The organism is Salinirubellus litoreus (assembly GCF_037335815.1).
Taxonomy (GTDB): domain Archaea; phylum Halobacteriota; class Halobacteria; order Halobacteriales; family Haloarculaceae; genus Salinirubellus; species Salinirubellus litoreus.
The window spans coordinates 3,624,348-3,641,455 of record NZ_CP147841.1; the positions used below are offsets into that span (position 1 = coordinate 3,624,348).

Sequence of the window (17,108 nt, forward strand, 5' to 3'; positions counted from 1 at the left end):
GTCTACGCTTCGGGGCCGCTCCATTTGCCGAGCGTGGCGGAGTTCTCGCCGGACTCCGAGGTCCAGACGACACGGACTGATGCGCCCGAAAGATCAAGATCTGCATCGTCACCGGAGTTGCCAGATATCTTGGCAGTACCCGTGGAATCCTTGAACATAGTATTGTCAAGGGTATCCGAGGTACCTGCGGTAATCTCATTTGGGAACACGTCATCGCCAAGACTGACAGACGTTGAGGCGTCATTAACGGCCCCAGAAACAGTGGCGTTGAGTCGGTCTGCAGCGATGGAATCACCACCATCGTGCGTCACGACAAGTTCGTCTGAATCGTCCGTAGCGTCTTCAGTGTAGTCGAAGTTGAAACTCGCCTGTGGGCTAGTGCTCTGCACCTGGTCGCCGAGGCCCAGCACGAACGTGCCGATGACCGCGGCCAGGATGACCGTGATGGCGACCATCAGGATGACGCCAATGACCGGTGATACTGCATCCTCGTCCGTAAAGATGGATTTCAATCTCATCGTTACGCGTCAGGACCGCTCCACTTGCCGAGCGTAGCCGTCTGATCGCCATTAGTCGATTGCCAAGTTACTCGAACCGTAGCAGTGTCAAACTCACTGCTGCCCGTCCCGTCATCTTCTGTGATGGTGGCGGACGAACCAGCAGCGACACTATTGCCGGACTTCGATGCAGTGTCCACAGCGGACCAAGCCGAGGATGTCGAGGCAGTCACGTAAGAACTGTTCGCAGCATAGTCTGTTGTGGACTTGATGTTCAGCTGAGTGTCCGGAATCGAGTCACCACCGTCGTGCGTGATAGCTACAGAACCCTCGCTTGAGCCGCTGTCCGATGTATAATCGAAGTTGAAGCTCGCTTGCGGGGCGGTACTCTGCACCTGATCGCCGAGGCCCAGCACGAACGTGCCGATGACCGCGGCGAGAATGACGGTAATCGCCACCATCAGGATAACCCCGATGACCGGCGACACCGCCTCCTCGTCCGTGAACAGTTGTCTGATGTTCATTGTTGTCTCGTGCCGTGTGCCGGTCACGCCGAGAAGGGGTACGGAGCCGCGTCCGACCGAGCGAGACTACTTCGGTCCCCCGGTCCACCCTCCACCCCAGATCCCACCGTGGTTCGACACCCGGTTGGTTTCCATCTTATCCGGATGCCTCTTAAAAGCAGATCAGGAATCAGAGTTTGAAACGGCGGTAGAGATGCGTAGAGGATCTACTGAACAGATACGGGCAGATACCTGTGGGTCGTTCGATCCTGACCCGCTGGGGTGAGAGGTCTCTACGGAGTCCACGGATAAACGAAGTGTTCGCCAGCTCAGGCGTCCGGGCCGGACCACCGACCGAGTGTCGACGACGAGTCGCCGCTCTCGCTGGTCCAAGTCACGCGAACAGTCGCGCCACTGAGGTCGAGGTCGCCGTCGCCATCGTTGACATTTGCGTCGGTTACCTCGATCGTCGTTCCGGCAGTCACGTCAGAATCGGCGGTGACACCGAGCGTATCGACATCTTTCGCCCCATCGGTTACGGACGTTCCAGCCGCGTCCGAGAGCACGACGGCAAGCCGGTTCTCGTTAATGCTGTCACCACCGTCATGAACAATATCGAGCGAATCGGCTGTACCCTCGGCATAGTCGAACGAAAAGCTCGCGGATGGAGCGGTACTCTGCACCTGGTTACCGAGGCCCAGCACGAACGTGCCGATGACGGCGGCCAGGATCACCGTGATGGCGACCATCAGGATGACGCCGATGACCGGCGACACCGCCTCCTCGTCCTTCAGCAGGTTTCTGATTTCCATGGGTCTTGTCTTCCCGCGAGAACGCTCGGGACGCTTTATCACCACGGGCGTCTCTCGCCCGGATGGAGGGGGACGACCCCTCGTGCACTCGGTCCCGGCTCGTCGCGGCTGGTATAGCGTATCCTCAAGTCATTATTAAGCGCCAACTGAGGATCGAAAAATGAGTCGGGGAGCCGTGCTAGCAGGCGATATCCCCCGTGAGCGGCATCCCCTCCGGGAGTCAAGCGGCGAAGCGGGGTCCGTAGCGCCCGAAATCGTCCCGAGTGCTTCCGGGCGGCGGGTCGGACGTGGTTCTCAGGGGGAGTCACCGAACCGGAACTGGATAGGCGGGACCCGGATCACTGCTGGACGCCCGGCCGTTCCCGGAAGTCACTCACAGTTTTGAGAACCGTTAAGTCTCGCCCCTCCGGCGTTCCCCCCGTGCAACCGACTCCGGCCGTCCTCCCGAGCCCGGCCGTCGTGTTCGCGGCGCTGGCCCTGCCGTTCCTCGGCGCGGCGCTGGCCTACCCGCTCTACCGGGTGCTCGGCGAGCGGACGGCTCTGTTCGCCGCCGGGACCGCCGCGGCCTCGTTCGGCCTCCTCGCCACCCAGTACGGTGCCGAGGGCGCGGTCACGATGCCGTGGGTGCCCTCGCTCGGCATCTCGCTCACGCTCTACTTCGACGGCTTATCCGCACTCATCGCCTTCCTCGCCACCGGGATGGGCGTCCTCGTCTTCACCTACTCCTACGGGTACATGCACGCCGAGCCGGGCAAGCGCAAGTACTACCCGACGCTCCTCGCCTTCATGGGCGCGATGGTCGGCGTCGCGCTCGCGGCCGACCTCGTCGCGCTGTTCCTGTTCTGGGAGCTCACTTCGGTCACGTCGTTCATGCTCATCGGCCACTACGGCGACGAGTCCGGCCAGTACGCCGCCCGGAAGTCCATGCTCATCACCGTCGCCGGGGGACTGTTCATGCTCGTCGGCTTCCTGCTCCTGGCGTACGTCTCCGGCGGGACCGAGATCGGCCGGACGTTCACGCTCGTCGGCGATCGGGCCGCGACCCTCTCCGGCGGGACCGTCGAGCTGGAGTCGATGATCGGCAACAGCGAGGTGATGCGCGAGGGGCTCCGCGAGGCGGGGCTGTTCCTCCCGGTCATGCTCCTCGTGGGGATGGGCGCGGCCACCAAGTCCGCGCAGGTGCCGTTCCACTCCTGGCTCCCGAACGCGATGGAGGCCCCGACCCCCGTCTCGGCGTTCCTCCACAGCGCCACGATGGTCAAGGCCGGCGTCTACCTCGTCGGCCGGGTCAGGCCGCTGTTCCTCCCCGAGACCCCACAGCCCGACTGGATGCTCGTCTTCGCTACTCTCGGGCTGATCTCGATGGCGATCACGGCGATCCTCGCGGTGGGTGCGACGGACATCAAGGAACTGCTCGCCTACTCGACGGCCTCGCACCTCGCGTTGATCGTCGCGGCGTTCGGCCTCGCGGGCGCGGAGGGGGTCGAACTCGGCGCGGAGACCGGCGCGTTCCACATCTTCAACCACGCGGTTTTCAAGGCGACGCTGTTCCTCGTCGCCGGGATTATCGCCCACGAGGCGGGCACGCGCGCGATAGACGAACTCGGCGGCCTCCGGCGGGAGATGCCGATCGTCGCCGGGATCACCGCGATCGCCGCCCTCGGCATGGCCGGCGTCCCGCCGTTCAACGGCTTCTGGTCGAAGGAGCTTCTCTACGAGACCACCTACCTCGTCGCCGTCCACGAGGGTGGGCTGTACTGGGTCTACCCCGCGCTCGCGGTGTTCGGCTCCGTGTTCACCTTCCTCTACTCGATCCGGTTCCTGATGCTGTTCTTCGGCGAGAAACCGAGTGCACTCGGACACGTCCACCGGCCGCCCCTGGCGATGCTCGCCCCGCCCGCACTCCTCGCCGTCATCGCGCTGGTCGTCGGCCTCGTCCCGCAGATCGCCATCGACGGCATCGTCCAGTCGGCGTTCGAGTCCGCGCTCCCGCCGGGGTTCGAGGCCCACGCGCTCGAACTCTCGCTGGCGAAACTGGTGGATCCGACGCCGTGGCTCGGAATGAGCCTGCTCACCATCGCCATCGGCGCGGTCGCCTACCAGGGCTACGGGAGCCTCCACCGCGGGGTGCGGCGCGCGCGGTCGGTCCCCGTCTGGAGCCCGGACTGGTACTACGACACGCTCACGGCGGGGGCCGAGCGGTTCGGGGTCACGACGGACCGATACGTCCACACCGGGCTGCTCCGCACCTACGCCGGCGCGCTATTTATTGGAGTCTCGGCGCTCGCGCTCGGCGGCTACGTCGCCACGGGCGCGGTCCTCCCGGCGCTCGGTGGCGTCGACGTCGCGATCCCGATGGTGCTCGTACTGTTCGTGGCGGTCGTCGGGGCGGTCGCGGTCGTCGCCGCCCCCTCGCACGTCGCGGGCGTGCTCACGCTCTCGATCCTCGGGTTCATGGTCGCCGTCTTCTACGTGCTCGCCTCCGCACCCGACCTCGCGCTCACCCAGTTGGTGGTCGAGACGCTCGTGCTCGTCATCTTCCTCCTGGTGCTCGACAAGCTCCCCGCCTACTACGGGGAGATCGAGCGCAGGAGAGCCGTCACGGACCTCCTCATCGCGGGGACCGTCGGGACGACGGTGTTCATCACGGTGATGCTGGCGACGGCCGCCCGGCCGGACGATCCCATCTTCAGCTACTTCGTCGAGCGCGCGCCGGTCCCCGCCGAACACGGGCCGTACTTCTTCGACTACGGCGGCGGCGGGAACATCGTGAACGTCATCCTCGTCGACTTCCGGGCGTTCGACACGCTCGGGGAGATCAGCGTGGTCGCGCTGGCCGCCCTCTCCGTGCTGACGATGGTAGCCATGCGCGGCCGCGGGCGCGAGGGGACCACGGGCACCGCCGACGCGGGGAGCGCGGCGGCGACGGACGGCGGAGAGGCGAGCGCGGCGAGCCGATCCTCGTCGGACCTCCGTTCCGACGGTGACGGCACGGGAGGTGGTTCCGGTGGCTGACCGCGAACCGACCGTCATCGCGAAGACGGTCACCAGGACGGTGGTCCCGCTCATCGCGCTCACCGCGATCGCGCTCCTGCTCCAGGGACACAACCTCCCGGGTGGCGGGTTCATCGCGGGCGTGCTGACGACGACGGCGTTCGCGCTGCTGTACGTCGTCTACGGCATCGACTCCGTGAGACACGACCTGATCGACGACGACGAGGAGCGGTTCGAGCCCGTCCTCGGCGGGTCGGCCTGGGCGTACACTCGCGCGTTCGCCGTGGGGCTGACCATCGCCGTCGCGGCGGGGATCGGCTCGATGCTGCTCGGGCTACCGTTCCTCACCCAGGGCGTCGTCTTCCTCGAGGGCGTCCCCGTCTACCACGAACTCGAGATCGCCTCGGCGCTCTGGTTCGACATCGGCGTCTACTTCGTCGTCGTCGGATCGCTCCTGACGGTCCTCTCGGTGGTGGGTCGGGAATGACGGAGTTCGTCCTCGCGGTGGCGCTCGCCCTGCTGTTCGGCCTCGGCACGTTCCTCGTCCTCCGGCGCGACGTCGTCCGCGCCGTCTGGGGGGTCGCGATCATCTCCCAGTCGGCGAACGTCTACCTCGTCACCGTCGGCATCGGGCCGACCGGCGGGGCGGGCGCGCCGATACTCGGACACGGCCACGCCGGCGAGGCGACGGTCGTCGACCCGCTGGTCCAGGCGCTCGTCCTCACGGCCATCGTGATCGGCTTCGCGACGACCGCGTTCGCGCTCGTCGTGACCTACCGGCTCTACGAGGAGCACGGGACCATCGACCTCGACAGCATCGCCGGCGGGATGGACGACGCCGACGGTGCCGGCGGGTCGACCGATTCGGGGGTGAGCGCCGATGACTGAGCAGGTCGTCGTCGCGCCGCTCCTGGCGGCGCTCGTCACGGCCGTGCTCGCGCTCGCGCTCCGGTCGTACCCGCGACTCCAGCGCGGGGTCTCGGTCATCGGTGGCGGGGCCTACGGCCTCGCGGTGCTGTGGCTCGCCTCGCGGGTCGCCGCCGACGCCGACGGTCGACTGGTCTACCAGGTCTCGGACTGGACCGCCCCGTTCGGCATCTCCCTGGTGGCCGATCCGCTCTCGATCCTGATGCTCGGGCTGACCGCCGTGGTCTCGCTCGCGGCGCTCGTCTACTCGCTGTCGTTCATGGACCGCGAGGTCGCCCGGCTCTCCTACCACCCGCTGTACCACTTCATGATCGTCGGCGTGACGGGCTCGTTCCTCACCGGCGACGTGTTCAACCTGTTCGTCTGGTTCGAGGTGATGCTCATGAGTTCGTACGTGCTCGTGGTGTTCTACTCCGGGCCGGAGCAGACCCGGGCGGCGCTGCTCTACTCGCTGCTGAACCTCGTCGGGAGCGCCGTCATGCTCCTCGCGATTGGCGGGCTCTACGCCACCACCGGCACGCTGAACATGGCCGACATGACCCGACGGCTCGCGGACCCGGCGGCGTACGGCATCGACCCCGCTCCCGTGCTGGGGATCTCGGCGGTACTCCTCTCGGTGTTCGCGCTCAAGGCCGGGATCGTCCCGTTCCAGTTCTGGGTGCCCGCGGCCTACCGGGCCGCCCCGGCACCCGTGACTGCGGTGCTCGCGGGCGTGGTCAAGAAGGTGGGAATATACGCCGTGATCCGGCTCTACTTCATGGTGTTCGCGGCCACCTCGATCCCGGTGTCGCTCCCGGGGGTCGGCGGCGAGTCGTTCCTCGCCTTCTTCGGACCGGTACTGTTCGTGACGGCGGCGGCGAGCATCCTCCTCGGGGGGATCGGTGCCGTCGGCCAGGAGGGGATGGACGGCCTGCTGGCCTACTCCTCGATCGGGCAGATCGGGTTCGTCGTCCTCCCTCTGGCAGTTGCGGCGACCGCCCCCGAGTTCCGCGTCCTCGGCGTGACCGCGGCGCTCGTCTACGCGGTCAACCACGGCCTGGCGAAGTCGCTCCTGTTCCTCGTCAGCGGCGCGATCCGGAGCGGGACGGGGACCGACCGGTTCGCCGACCTCGGCGGGCTCGCGGGCAGGGAGCCGATCCTCGCGGGGTCGTTCTTCGTCGGCGGGCTCGCGCTCGTTGGCATCCCGCCGCTGGTCGGCTTCTTCGGGAAGTTACTCGTCTTCGACGTGGCCGGTCGGGCCGGCTCGGCGCTCGGGCTCGCGGTCGCGCTCGTCGGTGCGGTGTTCACCATCGCGTACGTCACGCGGGCGTGGAACCGCGGGTTCTGGGGCGAGGTCGGGCCCGCCGTGGTGGTCTCGACCCGACAGCCGGTACTCGTGGGAGTCACGGCGGCCCTCGCCGGCGTCGTCGTCCTGCTGGGCGTCGGGTTCGACCCGCTGTTCGCCGCCGCGGAGAACGCCGCCGAGGCCGCCCTCGACGCGCAGGGCTACGTCGACGCGGTCGACCCGGCGACGGCGGCCGAGGCGACCGGGGACGGGGCCGGTGCCCTGAACGGGGGTGTGAGCCCGTGAGCAGCGCCGACGCCGACTCGAACGCGGGGACCGCGACGGGTGACGTGGACGACGAACGCGAGGCGGCGGGCGTACCGAAGTGGCCCGTCGTCGGCGTCGTACTGGCCGTCCTCTGGCTGTTCGTCCGCGGGGTCGCGCCCGGCGAGACCGTAGAGGCGACCGTTCGGACGGTCCTCGGGGAGTTCCTCATCGGCCTCGCGGTCGGGCTCCCGACGGCGTTCGCGCTGCGCCGGTACTACCTCCCGCGCGTGCCGCTCGGCCGGGAGATCCGCGTCCTGCCGTACGCGGCGCTCTACGTGCTGGTGTTCGTCCGCGAACTCCTGACGGCGAACGTCGACGTCGCCTACCGGGTGCTCGCGCCGTCGATGCCCATCAGGCCGGACGTGGTCGCCATCCCGCTGCGCGTCGAGAGCGACGCCGCGATCACCACCATCGCCAACAGCATCACGCTCACCCCGGGGACGCTCACCATGGACCACGACGCCACGACCAACACGCTGTACGTTCACGCCATCGCCGCCAGGGACCGCGACAGCCTCGTCGACCCGATACGCACCTGGGAGGACTACGCGCTCGTCATCTTCGAGGGGCGCGATCCGAATGTCGAGATACCGCGCGAACCGCCGGGGGTCTCGGTCGACGACCGGGGCGATCCCGTCGACGAGGGAGGTGAGGAGGATGGTCGCTGAGAGTACCACGCCGGCGTTCCTCGAGGCCGTCCTCCTCGGGGGGGCTGGTCATCTCGGCGGCGGTGACGCTGGTCGCTGGCTACCGGGTCATCCGCGGGCCGACGACCCCCGACCGGGTCGTCGGCCTCGACACGATCGGGACGAACGTCGTCGCCATCGCCGTCCTGTTCGCCATCCAGTCGGGCGAGGGCTACTTCGTCGACGTCGGGCTCGTCCTCGCCATCATCGGGTTCATCAGCACCATCGCGGTCGCGCGCTACGTCACGGAGGGGGACATAATCGAATGACTGGGACGCTCCAGGCGGCCGTCGTGACCGTGCTCGTCGCGATCGGGCTGTTCTTCCTCGTGGTCGGGACCGTGGGGCTCGTCCGGCTCCCGGACGTCTACAACCGGATGCACGCCACCTCGAAGGCGACCACGCTCGGGGCGGCCTCGATCTTCCTCGGGGGGGTTCGCCTACTTCGGCCCGCAGGGCGCGGGGCTGGTCTCGCTGGTCGGCATCGTCTTCCTGTTCCTGACCGCGCCGACCGGGGCCCACATGATCTCACGGGCGGCCCAGCGGATGGGCGTCGACTTCGACGGCGATGTCACCTGGCCCGGTGGGCTGGGGGTCGACGATCCGACCGGCGACGGGAGCGAGGAAGGCACCGACCCCGAGCCCGGGAGCGGCGACTGAGCCGACCGCGAGGATCGGGAGGCCTCGGATCGGACGCGGGACGAACCCCACCTTCCCGGACCGGGACGTTCGCCGGCACCGGTACTCGCCCCGGCGGGGGCCGACGAGCAAGAATATTAGTCGCTCCTCCGTCAGCGTCCGTCATGGATATCGATTACGAACGCGAACTCGCCGAGTTCGAGTGGGACGTCCCCGAGGAGTACAACCTCCCCGCGGTGATCGAATCGCACGCCGAGTCGTTCGGCGACCGCGTCGCCCTGACGTTCCGCGACGAGGCGGGAGGGCGGGCCGAACGGACCTTCGCCGACCTCCGGGACGACACGAACCGCTTCGCGAACGCGCTCGCCGACCTGGGGGTCGGGAAGGGCGACCGCGTGATGCACCTGTTCCCGCGTCACCCGGACGCGTTCGCCATCCAGCTGGGGGTCCTGAAGCGCGGCGCGCTCGTGGTCTCCTGTTCGTCGATGCTCCGTGCGAAGGACATCGCGTTCCGCGCCGAGGACTGCGAGGCCACGACGGTCGTCTGTCACGAGTCGCTGACGGACATGGTCGAGCCCGTTGTAGACGACACGCCGCTAGAGACGCTGATTGTCCTCGACGGCGAGAAGGAGGGCTGGCACTCGTTCGCCGACCTCCTCGACGGCCGCTCCGACGAACACGAGGGGCCGGCCCTGTCCTCGACCGATCCGATGACGATCAACTACACCAGCGGGACGACCGGCCGACCCAAGCCGGTGATGCACCGCCACCGCTGGATGCGGTGTTTCGAGCTGATCAACGGTCGGTACTGGTGGGGGTACGAACGGGACACGGACTTCTCGGACGAACTCATGTGGGCCACCACCGGCACGGGCTGGGCGAAGTGGTTCTGGAGTCCCGTCGGTGTGGGGATCACCACCGGCGCGCCCCAGTTCGTCTACGACGGCGAGTTCGACCCCGAGACGTTCCTGGAACTCATGGAGGAGGAGGGCGTGACGAGGCTCTGTGCGGTCCCGACGCAGTACCGGATGTTCAGCCAGGTCGACGATCTGGGGAGCTACGACGTCTCGCTGCGGGAGGTGCTCTCGGCGGGCGAACCGCTGAACCGCGAACCGATCGCCGCCATCGAGGAGGCATTCGGCGTCACCCCGCGGGACGGCTACGGGCAGACCGAGACGGTCGCGCTCGTGACCAACTACCCCGGCATCGACGTGAAGCCGGGGAGCATGGGCAAGCCCGCACCGGGGATGGGGACCACGATCATCGACCCCGCGGAGGAGGTCGAGGTAGAAACGGGGGAGATCGGCGAGATCGCCGTTCCCGTGGGGTGTCCGGGCATCTTCGACCGCTACTACGAGCGGCCCGACCTCGACGAGCGAACGTTCGACGGCGACTACTATCGTACTGGGGACCTCGCCTCCCGCGACGAGGACGGCTACTTCTTCTTCGAGGGCCGGGCCGACGACATCATCATCTCCGCCGGCTACCGCATCGGGCCGTTCGAGGTCGAGGACGCGCTGATCGAACACGAGGCCGTCGCCGAGGCCGCCGTCGTCGAGAGCCCCCACGAGCAGCGGGGGAACGTCGTCAAGGCCTACGTCGTCCTCGCGGAGGGATACGAAGGGAGCGACCAACTCGTCTCGGATATACAGGCGTTCACCAAGGAGTCCACGGCCCCCTACAAGTACCCGCGCCGGATCGAGTTCGTCTCGGAGCTCCCGAAGACCTCCAGCGGGAAGATACGCCGGATCGAACTCCGGGAGGCCGAGAAGGAGGAACACGGCGCGGAAGGGTAGAGCGGTCCCCACGGGGGCAACGCTTTCGCTCCCCCGCTCTCACCGGTCCGCATGGGAGACACCGAGATCCGGGAGCTCACGACCGAGGCGGAGTGGCGCGAGGCGTTCCCCGTCCTCGAAGAGCTCCGGGACCACCTGACCGAGACGACCTACCTCGAGTACCTCCGCGAGATGCGCGAGGAGGGCTACCACCTGTTCGCGGTCTTCGAGGACGAGGGAGTCCTCGCCGTCGCGGGCGCGGGAATCCGGACGAACTTCTACAACGGCCGGCACCTGTTCGTCTACGACCTCGTCACCCGGCCGGACCGTCGGTCGGAGGGACACGGGGGCCGACTGATGGGCTTTCTCGAGGACTGGGCCCGCGAACGGGACTGTGAGAGCATCACGCTCGAGTCGGGCCTCTGGCGCGAGGACGCCCACCGTTTCTACGAGGACCGACTCGGCATGGACCGCTACTGCTACACCTTCAAGAGGACGTTCGAGGAGGGCTGATACGGACGGTTGTAACGATTTACCGGTGATCGCCCGGACGGGGTCGGCGGCCACCAGTAAGAGACTACAACCGTCCGTACGAGGCGGGGGCGATCGCTCGTCAGGTTCCGCGGGTGTGGGCGCGCCCGGTCGTACCCCAGCGTTCGTCGACCGTATCGAGCGCTACAGTGATATTCGTGCACGTGCATCATGGTGTGAGGAATACCCATGAGCTTCCTACTCGATCCGCCGGTGCTGTTCGCCTCGGGACTGTGCCTCGGCCGCTTCGTCCCGGAGGGGAGCCGCCGTCGACGGATCTCGCTCGCCGTCGTCGGGCTGTTCTGGGGGGTGAGCGGGCTGCTCTACCTGGACGTGCTCCCCTGGTGGGACGGCAGCCGGCTGACCCGCGGATCGGGATGGATGCTCAACTCCGGGCTCAACACGCGGCTGACGCGCCGCGCCGGTCACGACGTGCTGGCGATACTCCTCTTCGCCGCGTATCCACTGTGGATGTGGTTCGGGATGCGCCTCGGTCGGCAGAGCCTGTCCGGGCGGACCGACGACACGGAAATCGAGGGGGAGCGACCGGAGCCGGTCGAGATCACGACCTGAGGCGAGCGCCGACGGGCGGAGTAGCCGTGTAACGGCGAACGGTGTGCGGCGCTCTCGTGTCTACGCCTCGAAGTAGCGTTCGACGATCCGCTCGCCGGTGCGTGCCGCGAGCGCCTGCCCCGTGTTCGTGGGGTTCGCCCCGCCGACGCCGTTCGAGAGGGCGGAGTGGTCGGCGACGAACAGCCGGTCGACGTCGTAGGCCTCGCAGGCCTCGTCGACCACCTTTCCCATCGCCATCGTGCTGTGGATGTGGAGCGCAGTCGGCGGCGAATCCGAGCGGTGGACGTGTGAGGCTCCGCCTTCACGGAGTATCTCGGCGGCGATCTCGGCCAGGCGGTCGCGTCGTTTCCGGTCGCCCTCGCTCGGCTCGTAGTTCACCAGGGGGATCGGTCCGTGTTCGTCCTCGACGCCGTCCACGACGGAGATGCCGTTTCGCTCGTGTGGCCGGTCGTCGCTCACGACCAGGATCTGGAGCATCCGACGGTAGCCCGCGAGAGTGCGCTTGAGTTCGGTCCCGGCGAGTCGGCCCATCGTGTCCCAGGGGGCGTCCTCCGGGTCGTTCTGAAAGGCGAACCCCGACGCGCTGCTACCGAACCCGAGGATCGCGCCGATCCCGGGCGTGGTCCCGACCGTCTGGAGCATCCCGAGCCCGGGGTAGTCGAATCGGGCGGCGATATCCTGGCCCTCGAACTGGTCGACGGTCCGCTTGCCGATCGTCGCCTCGAGGTCGTCGCCGTCCCACAGCCCCATCACGTTGTCACCGAAGTGGATGGTCATGCCCCGGCCGACCCACTCGTTCTTCGGGAGGTCGGCGTTGAGCCACAGCCGCGGGGTCTCGACCGCGCCCGCCGCGAGCACCACGACGTCCGCGTCGACCCGTTCTCGCTTGCCCGACCAGGTGTCGCGGAACCGCACGCCCGTCGCCGTCGGCTCGTCGCCAAGCGGTGTCTCGGTCAGGATGTCGGTGACGAAGGCGTTCGGTCGGACCGTGACGTTCCCGGTCCGCATCGCGGCGGGGACGAAACTGACGTTGCTCGCCCGCTTTGCCTTCTCCTCGAACGGCGCACCCCGGGGATGGGGGTTGCCGGCGATGTTACCGAGCGCGAGCGTGTCGCCCTCGATCTCCGGGTACCGAAAGTCGCCGTCGTAGCCCGCGTCGACGTGGAGGCGCTCGTCCGGTTGCCGGATCGCGTTCGGCTGGGGCCGGTAGCCCGGGCCCGTCACGTTCAGGTCGTCCAGCAGGTCCCAGCCGGCGTTCGCGGCCCCGCGGAAGAACAGCTCCTCCTTCGCCGTCACCGGCGCGGGCGTCACCTCGCACATCGCCTCGATCTCCCGGTAGTAGGGGAGGAGGTCGGCGTAGTCGATCGGCCAGTGGTCCTGCTCGTCGATGGAGGCCGGGTACGCACGGGGGTGACAGCCCGTGTAGTGGAGGGTGGTGCCGCCCACCCCGGAACACTGGAGGATCGCGCCGTCCCCGGGGAACTTCCGGAACCAGAACCCCCGCTCGTAGTCCGCCGGCCCGAAGACGAGCTTGTTGATCATCTCGAACTCCCGCGTGGTGAACTGCTCGTCGAGGAGCTCCCCGCTGAGATCCTCGACGCTCGAAGAGGCCTCCCCGCCGGGCTCCTCGTGAGGGTTGGGCCACTGCTCGTTTCCGTGGAACGGCCCGGCTTCGAGCAGTAACACCGACAGCCCCGCTTCGGCGAGCTTCCAGGCCGTGACCGGTCCGTCACCGCCCGCACCGACGATCACCGCGTCGTAACGATTCTCGACCATCTCAGGCCACCTCCGGGTAGGGCTCCTCGTAGTCGCTCGTGTCGTAGTCGTTCTCGCGGAACGACCCCGAGCCGTGGGTGAGGCGAACCGGCGAGGAGTCGTCGTCTATCGTCGTCCAGGTCTCGCCGTCCCCGAGCGTGCTCCCCTCGGCCCCCAGGTATCCCCGGAGCGCGGCGTACCCCGGGGCGGTTCCGGGATAGCCGGTCTGTCGCCAGCTCTGGACCGTCCTCCGGTCGTTCGGGTGCGTGAGTTCGTTCGGCGCGCGGACGAACTCCCCGTAGCCCTGCCACTCGCTGTAGTAGATCATCTCCGCGAACCCGACGACCAGCTGGCCCACGAGCCCCGCGTCGAACTCGAACAGCTCCCCGTCGAACGCCCGCATCTCGAGTTCGAACCCCTCGAGGCGGCCCAGCGCACGGAGCCGGTCCCGGCGGGAGAGCGTCGCGAACGTCCCCGTCGCCCCGGCGCTCGCCGCCGGATCCCGATCGGTCGGATCGAGCAGGTCGACGACGCGTTCGTGGCTCGGGTCGTCCTCGTTCTCGCCCCGCTCGAGCAGCGCCAGCGCCGCGGCGTCGATGAGATCGGCGACCGGGCCGGCCAGCGGGAGGTTCCCCCGGATGCCGACGTCCGGGAGCCCGAACTGGAACAGGTCGTCGACGTAGACGACCAGGAAGTCACCGAGACCGACGCTCGCCCCACCGGGGACGTGTTCGGGGCCGAGCTCGTCGGCGAGTTCGGGCGTCTCAGGGACCACGGCGTCGGCCACCGCCCGAAAGGTCAGCTTCGTGTGTACGTCCGTGTCCGGATCCGGCTCGGGCCCCACGAGGGCCTCCAGCGTTCGCCACGCCGAGGTCGACCCACGCAGTATCCGGTTCCACAGACTCGCGTCTCCCATGCCTCCCCGTCGACCCCCCACGTCAAGACACTTGTCCACGAGGGCGGGACCGGCCGGGAGGACCTCGGATCACCGACCGAGGCGTCCGTGTCTTCCCTGTGGTTACATCGCACCCGGCGTGCCGGCCACTTCGGGTCCGGCGTACCGCCCATCGGTACGGACGGATCGTCTGCGCGTATCGAGCGGGTGCCCGAGTACAGGCGGCCGATGGGGATGGGAGTGGCGGGGAGAAGCTGAGCCCCGTCGAAGCCAGCGCAACCGTCGATGGGATCGGCGTCGGTAGTATCAGTTGATGGGAATCAGTGTGCGGGTCGCCGGTACGCTCGGTCGAATGCCACAGACGAGATGACGCTGTGAGGGGCCCGTCCGCACCGGCGACCCCACCGGGCCCGCCTCCGTTCCAACCGTTCACGGGCCGCTCCGCTCGTCGCCGGACTCCGTTTCGACCGTTCCAACCGTAGGAAAAAACGTAGGTAACCCATAGCATTATCATGTCCCGTCGATGGGGGACCATGGCGACGATCATCGAGGGGGAGATTCCGGCAGCAGAACTCGCGCTCGATCACCTGCTCTCGACCCTGTCGGGAGTGGAGGTCGAGTGCGAGCGCGTCGTCCGGAGCGGTGACGACGCCGTGATGCCCCTTCTCAGAGTCCGATACGCGGACCGCGACGAAGTCGAGCGAGTACTGGATGACGACCCGAGCGTGCGGACCGCCACGGCCGTCTCGGAGGCCGGAACGGACATGCTCTACCGTATCGACTGGGTCGAACGGGTCGAGCTGCTCCTGGGGATGCTGACGAGCGCGGAGGCGTCGATCCTCGACGCCTACGGTCGGAACGGCCGGTGGGAGTTCCGACTGCTCTACCCGGAGCGCGAGGCGTTCTCCGAGACGCACCGGTTCTGCGAGGAACACGGGCTCTCCTTCGACCTCATGTCCATCCGGGAGCTCGACGGCCGCCCCGAGGGCCGGTCCGGCCTCACCGAAGGCCAGCACCGGGCGCTCGCACTGGCGATGCGACGCGGGTACTACGAGGTCCCCCGCAAGACCTCCCTCAAGGAGCTCGCCAGCGAACTCGACGTCTCCCACCAGGCGCTCTCCGAGCGTCTCCGTCGGGCGACCGGGTCGCTCGTCAGCGAGCGGGTCACGGACGGCGAACTGCCCGAAGAGGCCGAAGTCGACAACCGGGTCGCTTCGAGAGGATAGCTCAGCCCGCCCGTCGGAGGGACCCGGAACTCGGCCACGGCTACGATAGCCATCGGCTCCGTCCTTTCAGCTTGCCGGGGCACGAACGAGAACACGATCACCGTCCGGTAGCGGGTTCGGATCGCTTCTCGACGCTCTCTCGTCGCTACAGCACGGGTCGGAGAGGGACGGGTTCCCGTTCGGCCGGTCACGACATCGAGTCGAACCGGAGCGGTCCTTCCGCCGATCGGGAACCGACCCGTGCTCGCCCGTCGGTCCCGCGTTCAGAGTATGAGCGCGATGACCGCCAGGACGATGAAGATGATGACGAATATCCGGGCGATCTCCATCGAGACGCCGGCGATCCCACGCAGCCCGAGCACCCCCGCCACGATGGCGACGGCGAACAGTACGATCGCGGCCCACAGGAAGTCCCCCGAGAACAGCATCGGGGGAAGGAAGCCGGGAACTGGGAGGGTCACAGCGATCCCCCCGTCGGCCGGCCGGCCCCGCTGCCGTGACGCACGTTTCCGCTCGACGCGACCGCTGCGGCCGGGACCCCCCGGTCGCTCCTGGCGTTCGGTGTAGTTCGCATGGCACCCGATAGACCGTTTCCCCGCGCCTAACCCCTCTGCAGGCGTCCGCAGGCCGTTTATCACTCCTCGGGGGCGGTCCGTCCGAACGCGACTGGATCCGTCATCCGAGGCGGGTCGGCTCACGCCTACCCTTATGGCCCCTCGCGGTCTCCCGGAGATCATGCGAGCCGTCACGTTCGAGGAACACGGCGGGCCGGACGTACTGCAGGTGACCGAGGTCGACCGTCCCGATCCCGGCGGACACGAACTGCTGGTCGAGGTCCGCGCGGCGGGCGTCAACCCCGTCGACACCTACTTCCGGGACGGGTCGTACACGCCCGCCGACCTCCCGTTCACGCCCGGTGTCGACCTCGCGGGGGTCGTGAGCGAGGTCGGCGAGTACGTCGAGGGGTTCGACCCCGGCGATCGCGTCTACGGGACCGGCATCGGCAACGACACCTACCAGGGCGGGTACGCCGAGTACGCGACGGTCCCCGAGGACCGCGTCGTCGCGCTCCCCGACGGCGCCGACCTCACCGAGGCGGGCGCGGCGGGCGTCGTCGCCGGCACCGCCTGGCGGGCGCTGATCGACCACGCCGACCTCTCGCCGGCCGAGTTCTGCCTGATCCACGGGGGATCGGGCGGGGTCGGCCACGCCGCGGTCCAGATCGCCGACGCGGTCCACGCCCGCGTGATCACCACCGCCGCCCCCGAGTACCACGACGCGCTCTCGGCGTTCGGCGCGGAGACGGTGCTCGACTACGGCCGGGAGGACCTCTCCGACGCCGTCCTCGACGCCTCCGGCGGGGGCGTCGACGTCGTCCTCGACCACCGGCTCGACGACTACATGCAGTTCGACGCCGACGTGGCCGCTCCTCATGGCAGGGTGATCGGCATCGGCGAGAACAGCCCCGATCCGGCGTTCTCGAACGACGGTGCCGCCCGCTCGAAGGACGTCAGCTACCAGTTCATGTCCATGTTCAACACGCCCGACATCCGGGTCCTCCTGAACGGGGCCGCCCACCTCATGTCGACGGACGCCCTCTCGATCGAGGTCGCCCGGAGCTACGACCTCGAGGAGGCCGGGGAGGCCCAGCGGGCCGTCATGGAGGACAGCTTCCTCGGGAAGCTCGTCGTCGAGCCCTGATCCC

Annotated in this window: 17 protein-coding genes and 1 pseudogene; 12 read left to right on the plus strand and 6 right to left on the minus strand. The window is 68.1% G+C overall.

Annotated elements, in window-relative coordinates:
• Positions 1-2: 2 nt before the first annotated feature.
• From WDJ58_RS18100 to WDJ58_RS18110, 3 genes are all read right to left on the minus strand, one after another.
• A complete protein-coding gene (locus WDJ58_RS18100; RefSeq protein ID WP_338914703.1) occupies positions 3-518 on the minus strand; it encodes a type IV pilin N-terminal domain-containing protein in 516 nt (171 codons plus the stop codon).
• Positions 519-520: 2 nt separating this feature from the next.
• Positions 521-1,021, minus strand: a complete 501-nt coding sequence (locus WDJ58_RS18105) for a type IV pilin N-terminal domain-containing protein (protein ID WP_338914704.1) — start codon at positions 1,019-1,021, stop codon at positions 521-523.
• A gap of 308 nt (positions 1,022-1,329) precedes the next feature.
• Positions 1,330-1,812, minus strand: a complete 483-nt coding sequence (locus WDJ58_RS18110) for a type IV pilin N-terminal domain-containing protein (protein WP_338914705.1) — start codon at positions 1,810-1,812, stop codon at positions 1,330-1,332.
• Positions 1,813-2,232: 420 nt separating this feature from the next.
• On the opposite strand from WDJ58_RS18110, the gene mbhE reads away from it, so the two are divergent.
• The 10 genes and pseudogenes from mbhE (at position 2,233) to WDJ58_RS18160 (ending at position 11,527) form a co-directional block, all read left to right on the plus strand.
• Positions 2,233-4,827: a hydrogen gas-evolving membrane-bound hydrogenase subunit E gene (gene mbhE / locus WDJ58_RS18115; protein ID WP_338914706.1), complete on the plus strand. Its 2,595-nt coding sequence runs from the start codon at positions 2,233-2,235 to the stop codon at positions 4,825-4,827.
• On the plus strand, positions 4,820-5,293 hold the full coding sequence (locus tag WDJ58_RS18120) for an MnhB domain-containing protein (RefSeq protein WP_338914708.1): 474 nt from the start codon (positions 4,820-4,822) through the stop codon (positions 5,291-5,293). The genes mbhE and WDJ58_RS18120 overlap by 8 nt, the downstream gene beginning before the upstream one ends.
• Complete coding sequence (locus tag WDJ58_RS18125) at positions 5,290-5,694, plus strand: sodium:proton antiporter (protein ID WP_338914709.1); 405 nt, start codon at positions 5,290-5,292, stop codon at positions 5,692-5,694. The genes WDJ58_RS18120 and WDJ58_RS18125 overlap by 4 nt, the downstream gene beginning before the upstream one ends.
• Positions 5,687-7,303 carry a complex I subunit 5 family protein gene (locus WDJ58_RS18130; RefSeq protein ID WP_338914710.1) on the plus strand — a complete coding sequence of 539 codons (1,617 nt, stop codon included), beginning with the start codon at positions 5,687-5,689 and terminating at the stop codon, positions 7,301-7,303. Before WDJ58_RS18125 ends, WDJ58_RS18130 begins: the two co-directional genes overlap by 8 nt.
• Before the next feature lie 44 nt (positions 7,304-7,347).
• On the plus strand, positions 7,348-7,992 hold the full coding sequence (locus tag WDJ58_RS18135; protein ID WP_338917875.1) for a Na+/H+ antiporter subunit E: 645 nt from the start codon (positions 7,348-7,350) through the stop codon (positions 7,990-7,992).
• Positions 7,989-8,279, plus strand: coding sequence for a monovalent cation/H+ antiporter complex subunit F (locus tag WDJ58_RS18140; protein ID WP_380661642.1), 291 nt, complete (start codon positions 7,989-7,991; stop codon positions 8,277-8,279). Before WDJ58_RS18135 ends, WDJ58_RS18140 begins: the two co-directional genes overlap by 4 nt.
• Positions 8,276-8,669: pseudogene (mnhG, locus tag WDJ58_RS18145) on the plus strand (monovalent cation/H(+) antiporter subunit G). The gene WDJ58_RS18140 and the pseudogene mnhG overlap by 4 nt, the downstream one beginning before the upstream one ends.
• Positions 8,670-8,812: 143 nt before the next feature.
• Positions 8,813-10,444, plus strand: a complete 1,632-nt coding sequence (locus WDJ58_RS18150) for an acyl-CoA synthetase (RefSeq protein WP_338914711.1) — start codon at positions 8,813-8,815, stop codon at positions 10,442-10,444.
• Positions 10,445-10,495: 51 nt separating this feature from the next.
• Positions 10,496-10,936 (plus strand): GNAT family N-acetyltransferase, encoded by a 441-nt coding sequence (locus WDJ58_RS18155; RefSeq protein ID WP_338914712.1) that lies wholly within the window; start codon positions 10,496-10,498, stop codon positions 10,934-10,936.
• Positions 10,937-11,143: 207 nt separating this feature from the next.
• Positions 11,144-11,527, plus strand: coding sequence for a hypothetical protein (locus WDJ58_RS18160; RefSeq protein ID WP_338914713.1), 384 nt, complete (start codon positions 11,144-11,146; stop codon positions 11,525-11,527).
• Between the two features lie 60 nt (positions 11,528-11,587).
• Here WDJ58_RS18160 and WDJ58_RS18165 read toward each other — a convergent pair whose 3' ends face one another.
• Positions 11,588-13,303 carry a GMC family oxidoreductase gene (locus tag WDJ58_RS18165; protein ID WP_338914714.1) on the minus strand — a complete coding sequence of 572 codons (1,716 nt, stop codon included), beginning with the start codon at positions 13,301-13,303 and terminating at the stop codon, positions 11,588-11,590.
• 1 nt (position 13,304) lies between these two features.
• Positions 13,305-14,198: a hypothetical protein gene (locus WDJ58_RS18170; RefSeq protein ID WP_338914715.1), complete on the minus strand. Its 894-nt coding sequence runs from the start codon at positions 14,196-14,198 to the stop codon at positions 13,305-13,307.
• A gap of 512 nt (positions 14,199-14,710) precedes the next feature.
• Here WDJ58_RS18170 and WDJ58_RS18175 point away from each other — a divergent pair.
• Positions 14,711-15,403 (plus strand): helix-turn-helix domain-containing protein, encoded by a 693-nt coding sequence (locus tag WDJ58_RS18175; protein ID WP_338914716.1) that lies wholly within the window; start codon positions 14,711-14,713, stop codon positions 15,401-15,403.
• A gap of 263 nt (positions 15,404-15,666) precedes the next feature.
• On the opposite strand, the gene WDJ58_RS18180 is transcribed toward WDJ58_RS18175, so the two are convergent.
• Positions 15,667-15,831, minus strand: coding sequence for a DUF1328 domain-containing protein (locus tag WDJ58_RS18180; RefSeq protein WP_380661644.1), 165 nt, complete (start codon positions 15,829-15,831; stop codon positions 15,667-15,669).
• A gap of 307 nt (positions 15,832-16,138) precedes the next feature.
• Here WDJ58_RS18180 and WDJ58_RS18185 point away from each other — a divergent pair, with 307 nt between their 5' ends.
• The gene (locus WDJ58_RS18185) at positions 16,139-17,104 is read left to right on the plus strand and encodes an NADPH:quinone reductase (RefSeq protein ID WP_338914718.1); all 966 of its coding nucleotides are present in this window, start codon (positions 16,139-16,141) and stop codon (positions 17,102-17,104) included.
• Positions 17,105-17,108 lie beyond the last annotated feature (4 nt).

What these genes read in the sequence shown, in the direction of transcription:
- WDJ58_RS18180 (WP_380661644.1), bottom strand. Translation starts at nt 15,831, where the DNA reads ATGCTGTTCTCGGGGGACTTCCTGTGGGCCGCGATCGTACTGTTCGCC.
- WDJ58_RS18125 (WP_338914709.1), top strand. Translation starts at nt 5,290, where the DNA reads ATGACGGAGTTCGTCCTCGCGGTGGCGCTCGCCCTGCTGTTCGGCCTC.
- WDJ58_RS18165 (WP_338914714.1), bottom strand. Translation starts at nt 13,303, where the DNA reads ATGGTCGAGAATCGTTACGACGCGGTGATCGTCGGTGCGGGCGGTGAC.
- WDJ58_RS18150 (WP_338914711.1), top strand. Translation starts at nt 8,813, where the DNA reads ATGGATATCGATTACGAACGCGAACTCGCCGAGTTCGAGTGGGACGTC.
- WDJ58_RS18170 (WP_338914715.1), bottom strand. Translation starts at nt 14,198, where the DNA reads ATGGGAGACGCGAGTCTGTGGAACCGGATACTGCGTGGGTCGACCTCG.
- WDJ58_RS18155 (WP_338914712.1), top strand. Translation starts at nt 10,496, where the DNA reads ATGGGAGACACCGAGATCCGGGAGCTCACGACCGAGGCGGAGTGGCGC.
- WDJ58_RS18185 (WP_338914718.1), top strand. Translation starts at nt 16,139, where the DNA reads ATGCGAGCCGTCACGTTCGAGGAACACGGCGGGCCGGACGTACTGCAG.
- WDJ58_RS18130 (WP_338914710.1), top strand. Translation starts at nt 5,687, where the DNA reads ATGACTGAGCAGGTCGTCGTCGCGCCGCTCCTGGCGGCGCTCGTCACG.
- WDJ58_RS18175 (WP_338914716.1), top strand. Translation starts at nt 14,711, where the DNA reads ATGGCGACGATCATCGAGGGGGAGATTCCGGCAGCAGAACTCGCGCTC.
- WDJ58_RS18110 (WP_338914705.1), bottom strand. Translation starts at nt 1,812, where the DNA reads ATGGAAATCAGAAACCTGCTGAAGGACGAGGAGGCGGTGTCGCCGGTC.
- WDJ58_RS18160 (WP_338914713.1), top strand. Translation starts at nt 11,144, where the DNA reads ATGAGCTTCCTACTCGATCCGCCGGTGCTGTTCGCCTCGGGACTGTGC.
- WDJ58_RS18100 (WP_338914703.1), bottom strand. Translation starts at nt 518, where the DNA reads ATGAGATTGAAATCCATCTTTACGGACGAGGATGCAGTATCACCGGTC.
- WDJ58_RS18105 (WP_338914704.1), bottom strand. Translation starts at nt 1,021, where the DNA reads ATGAACATCAGACAACTGTTCACGGACGAGGAGGCGGTGTCGCCGGTC.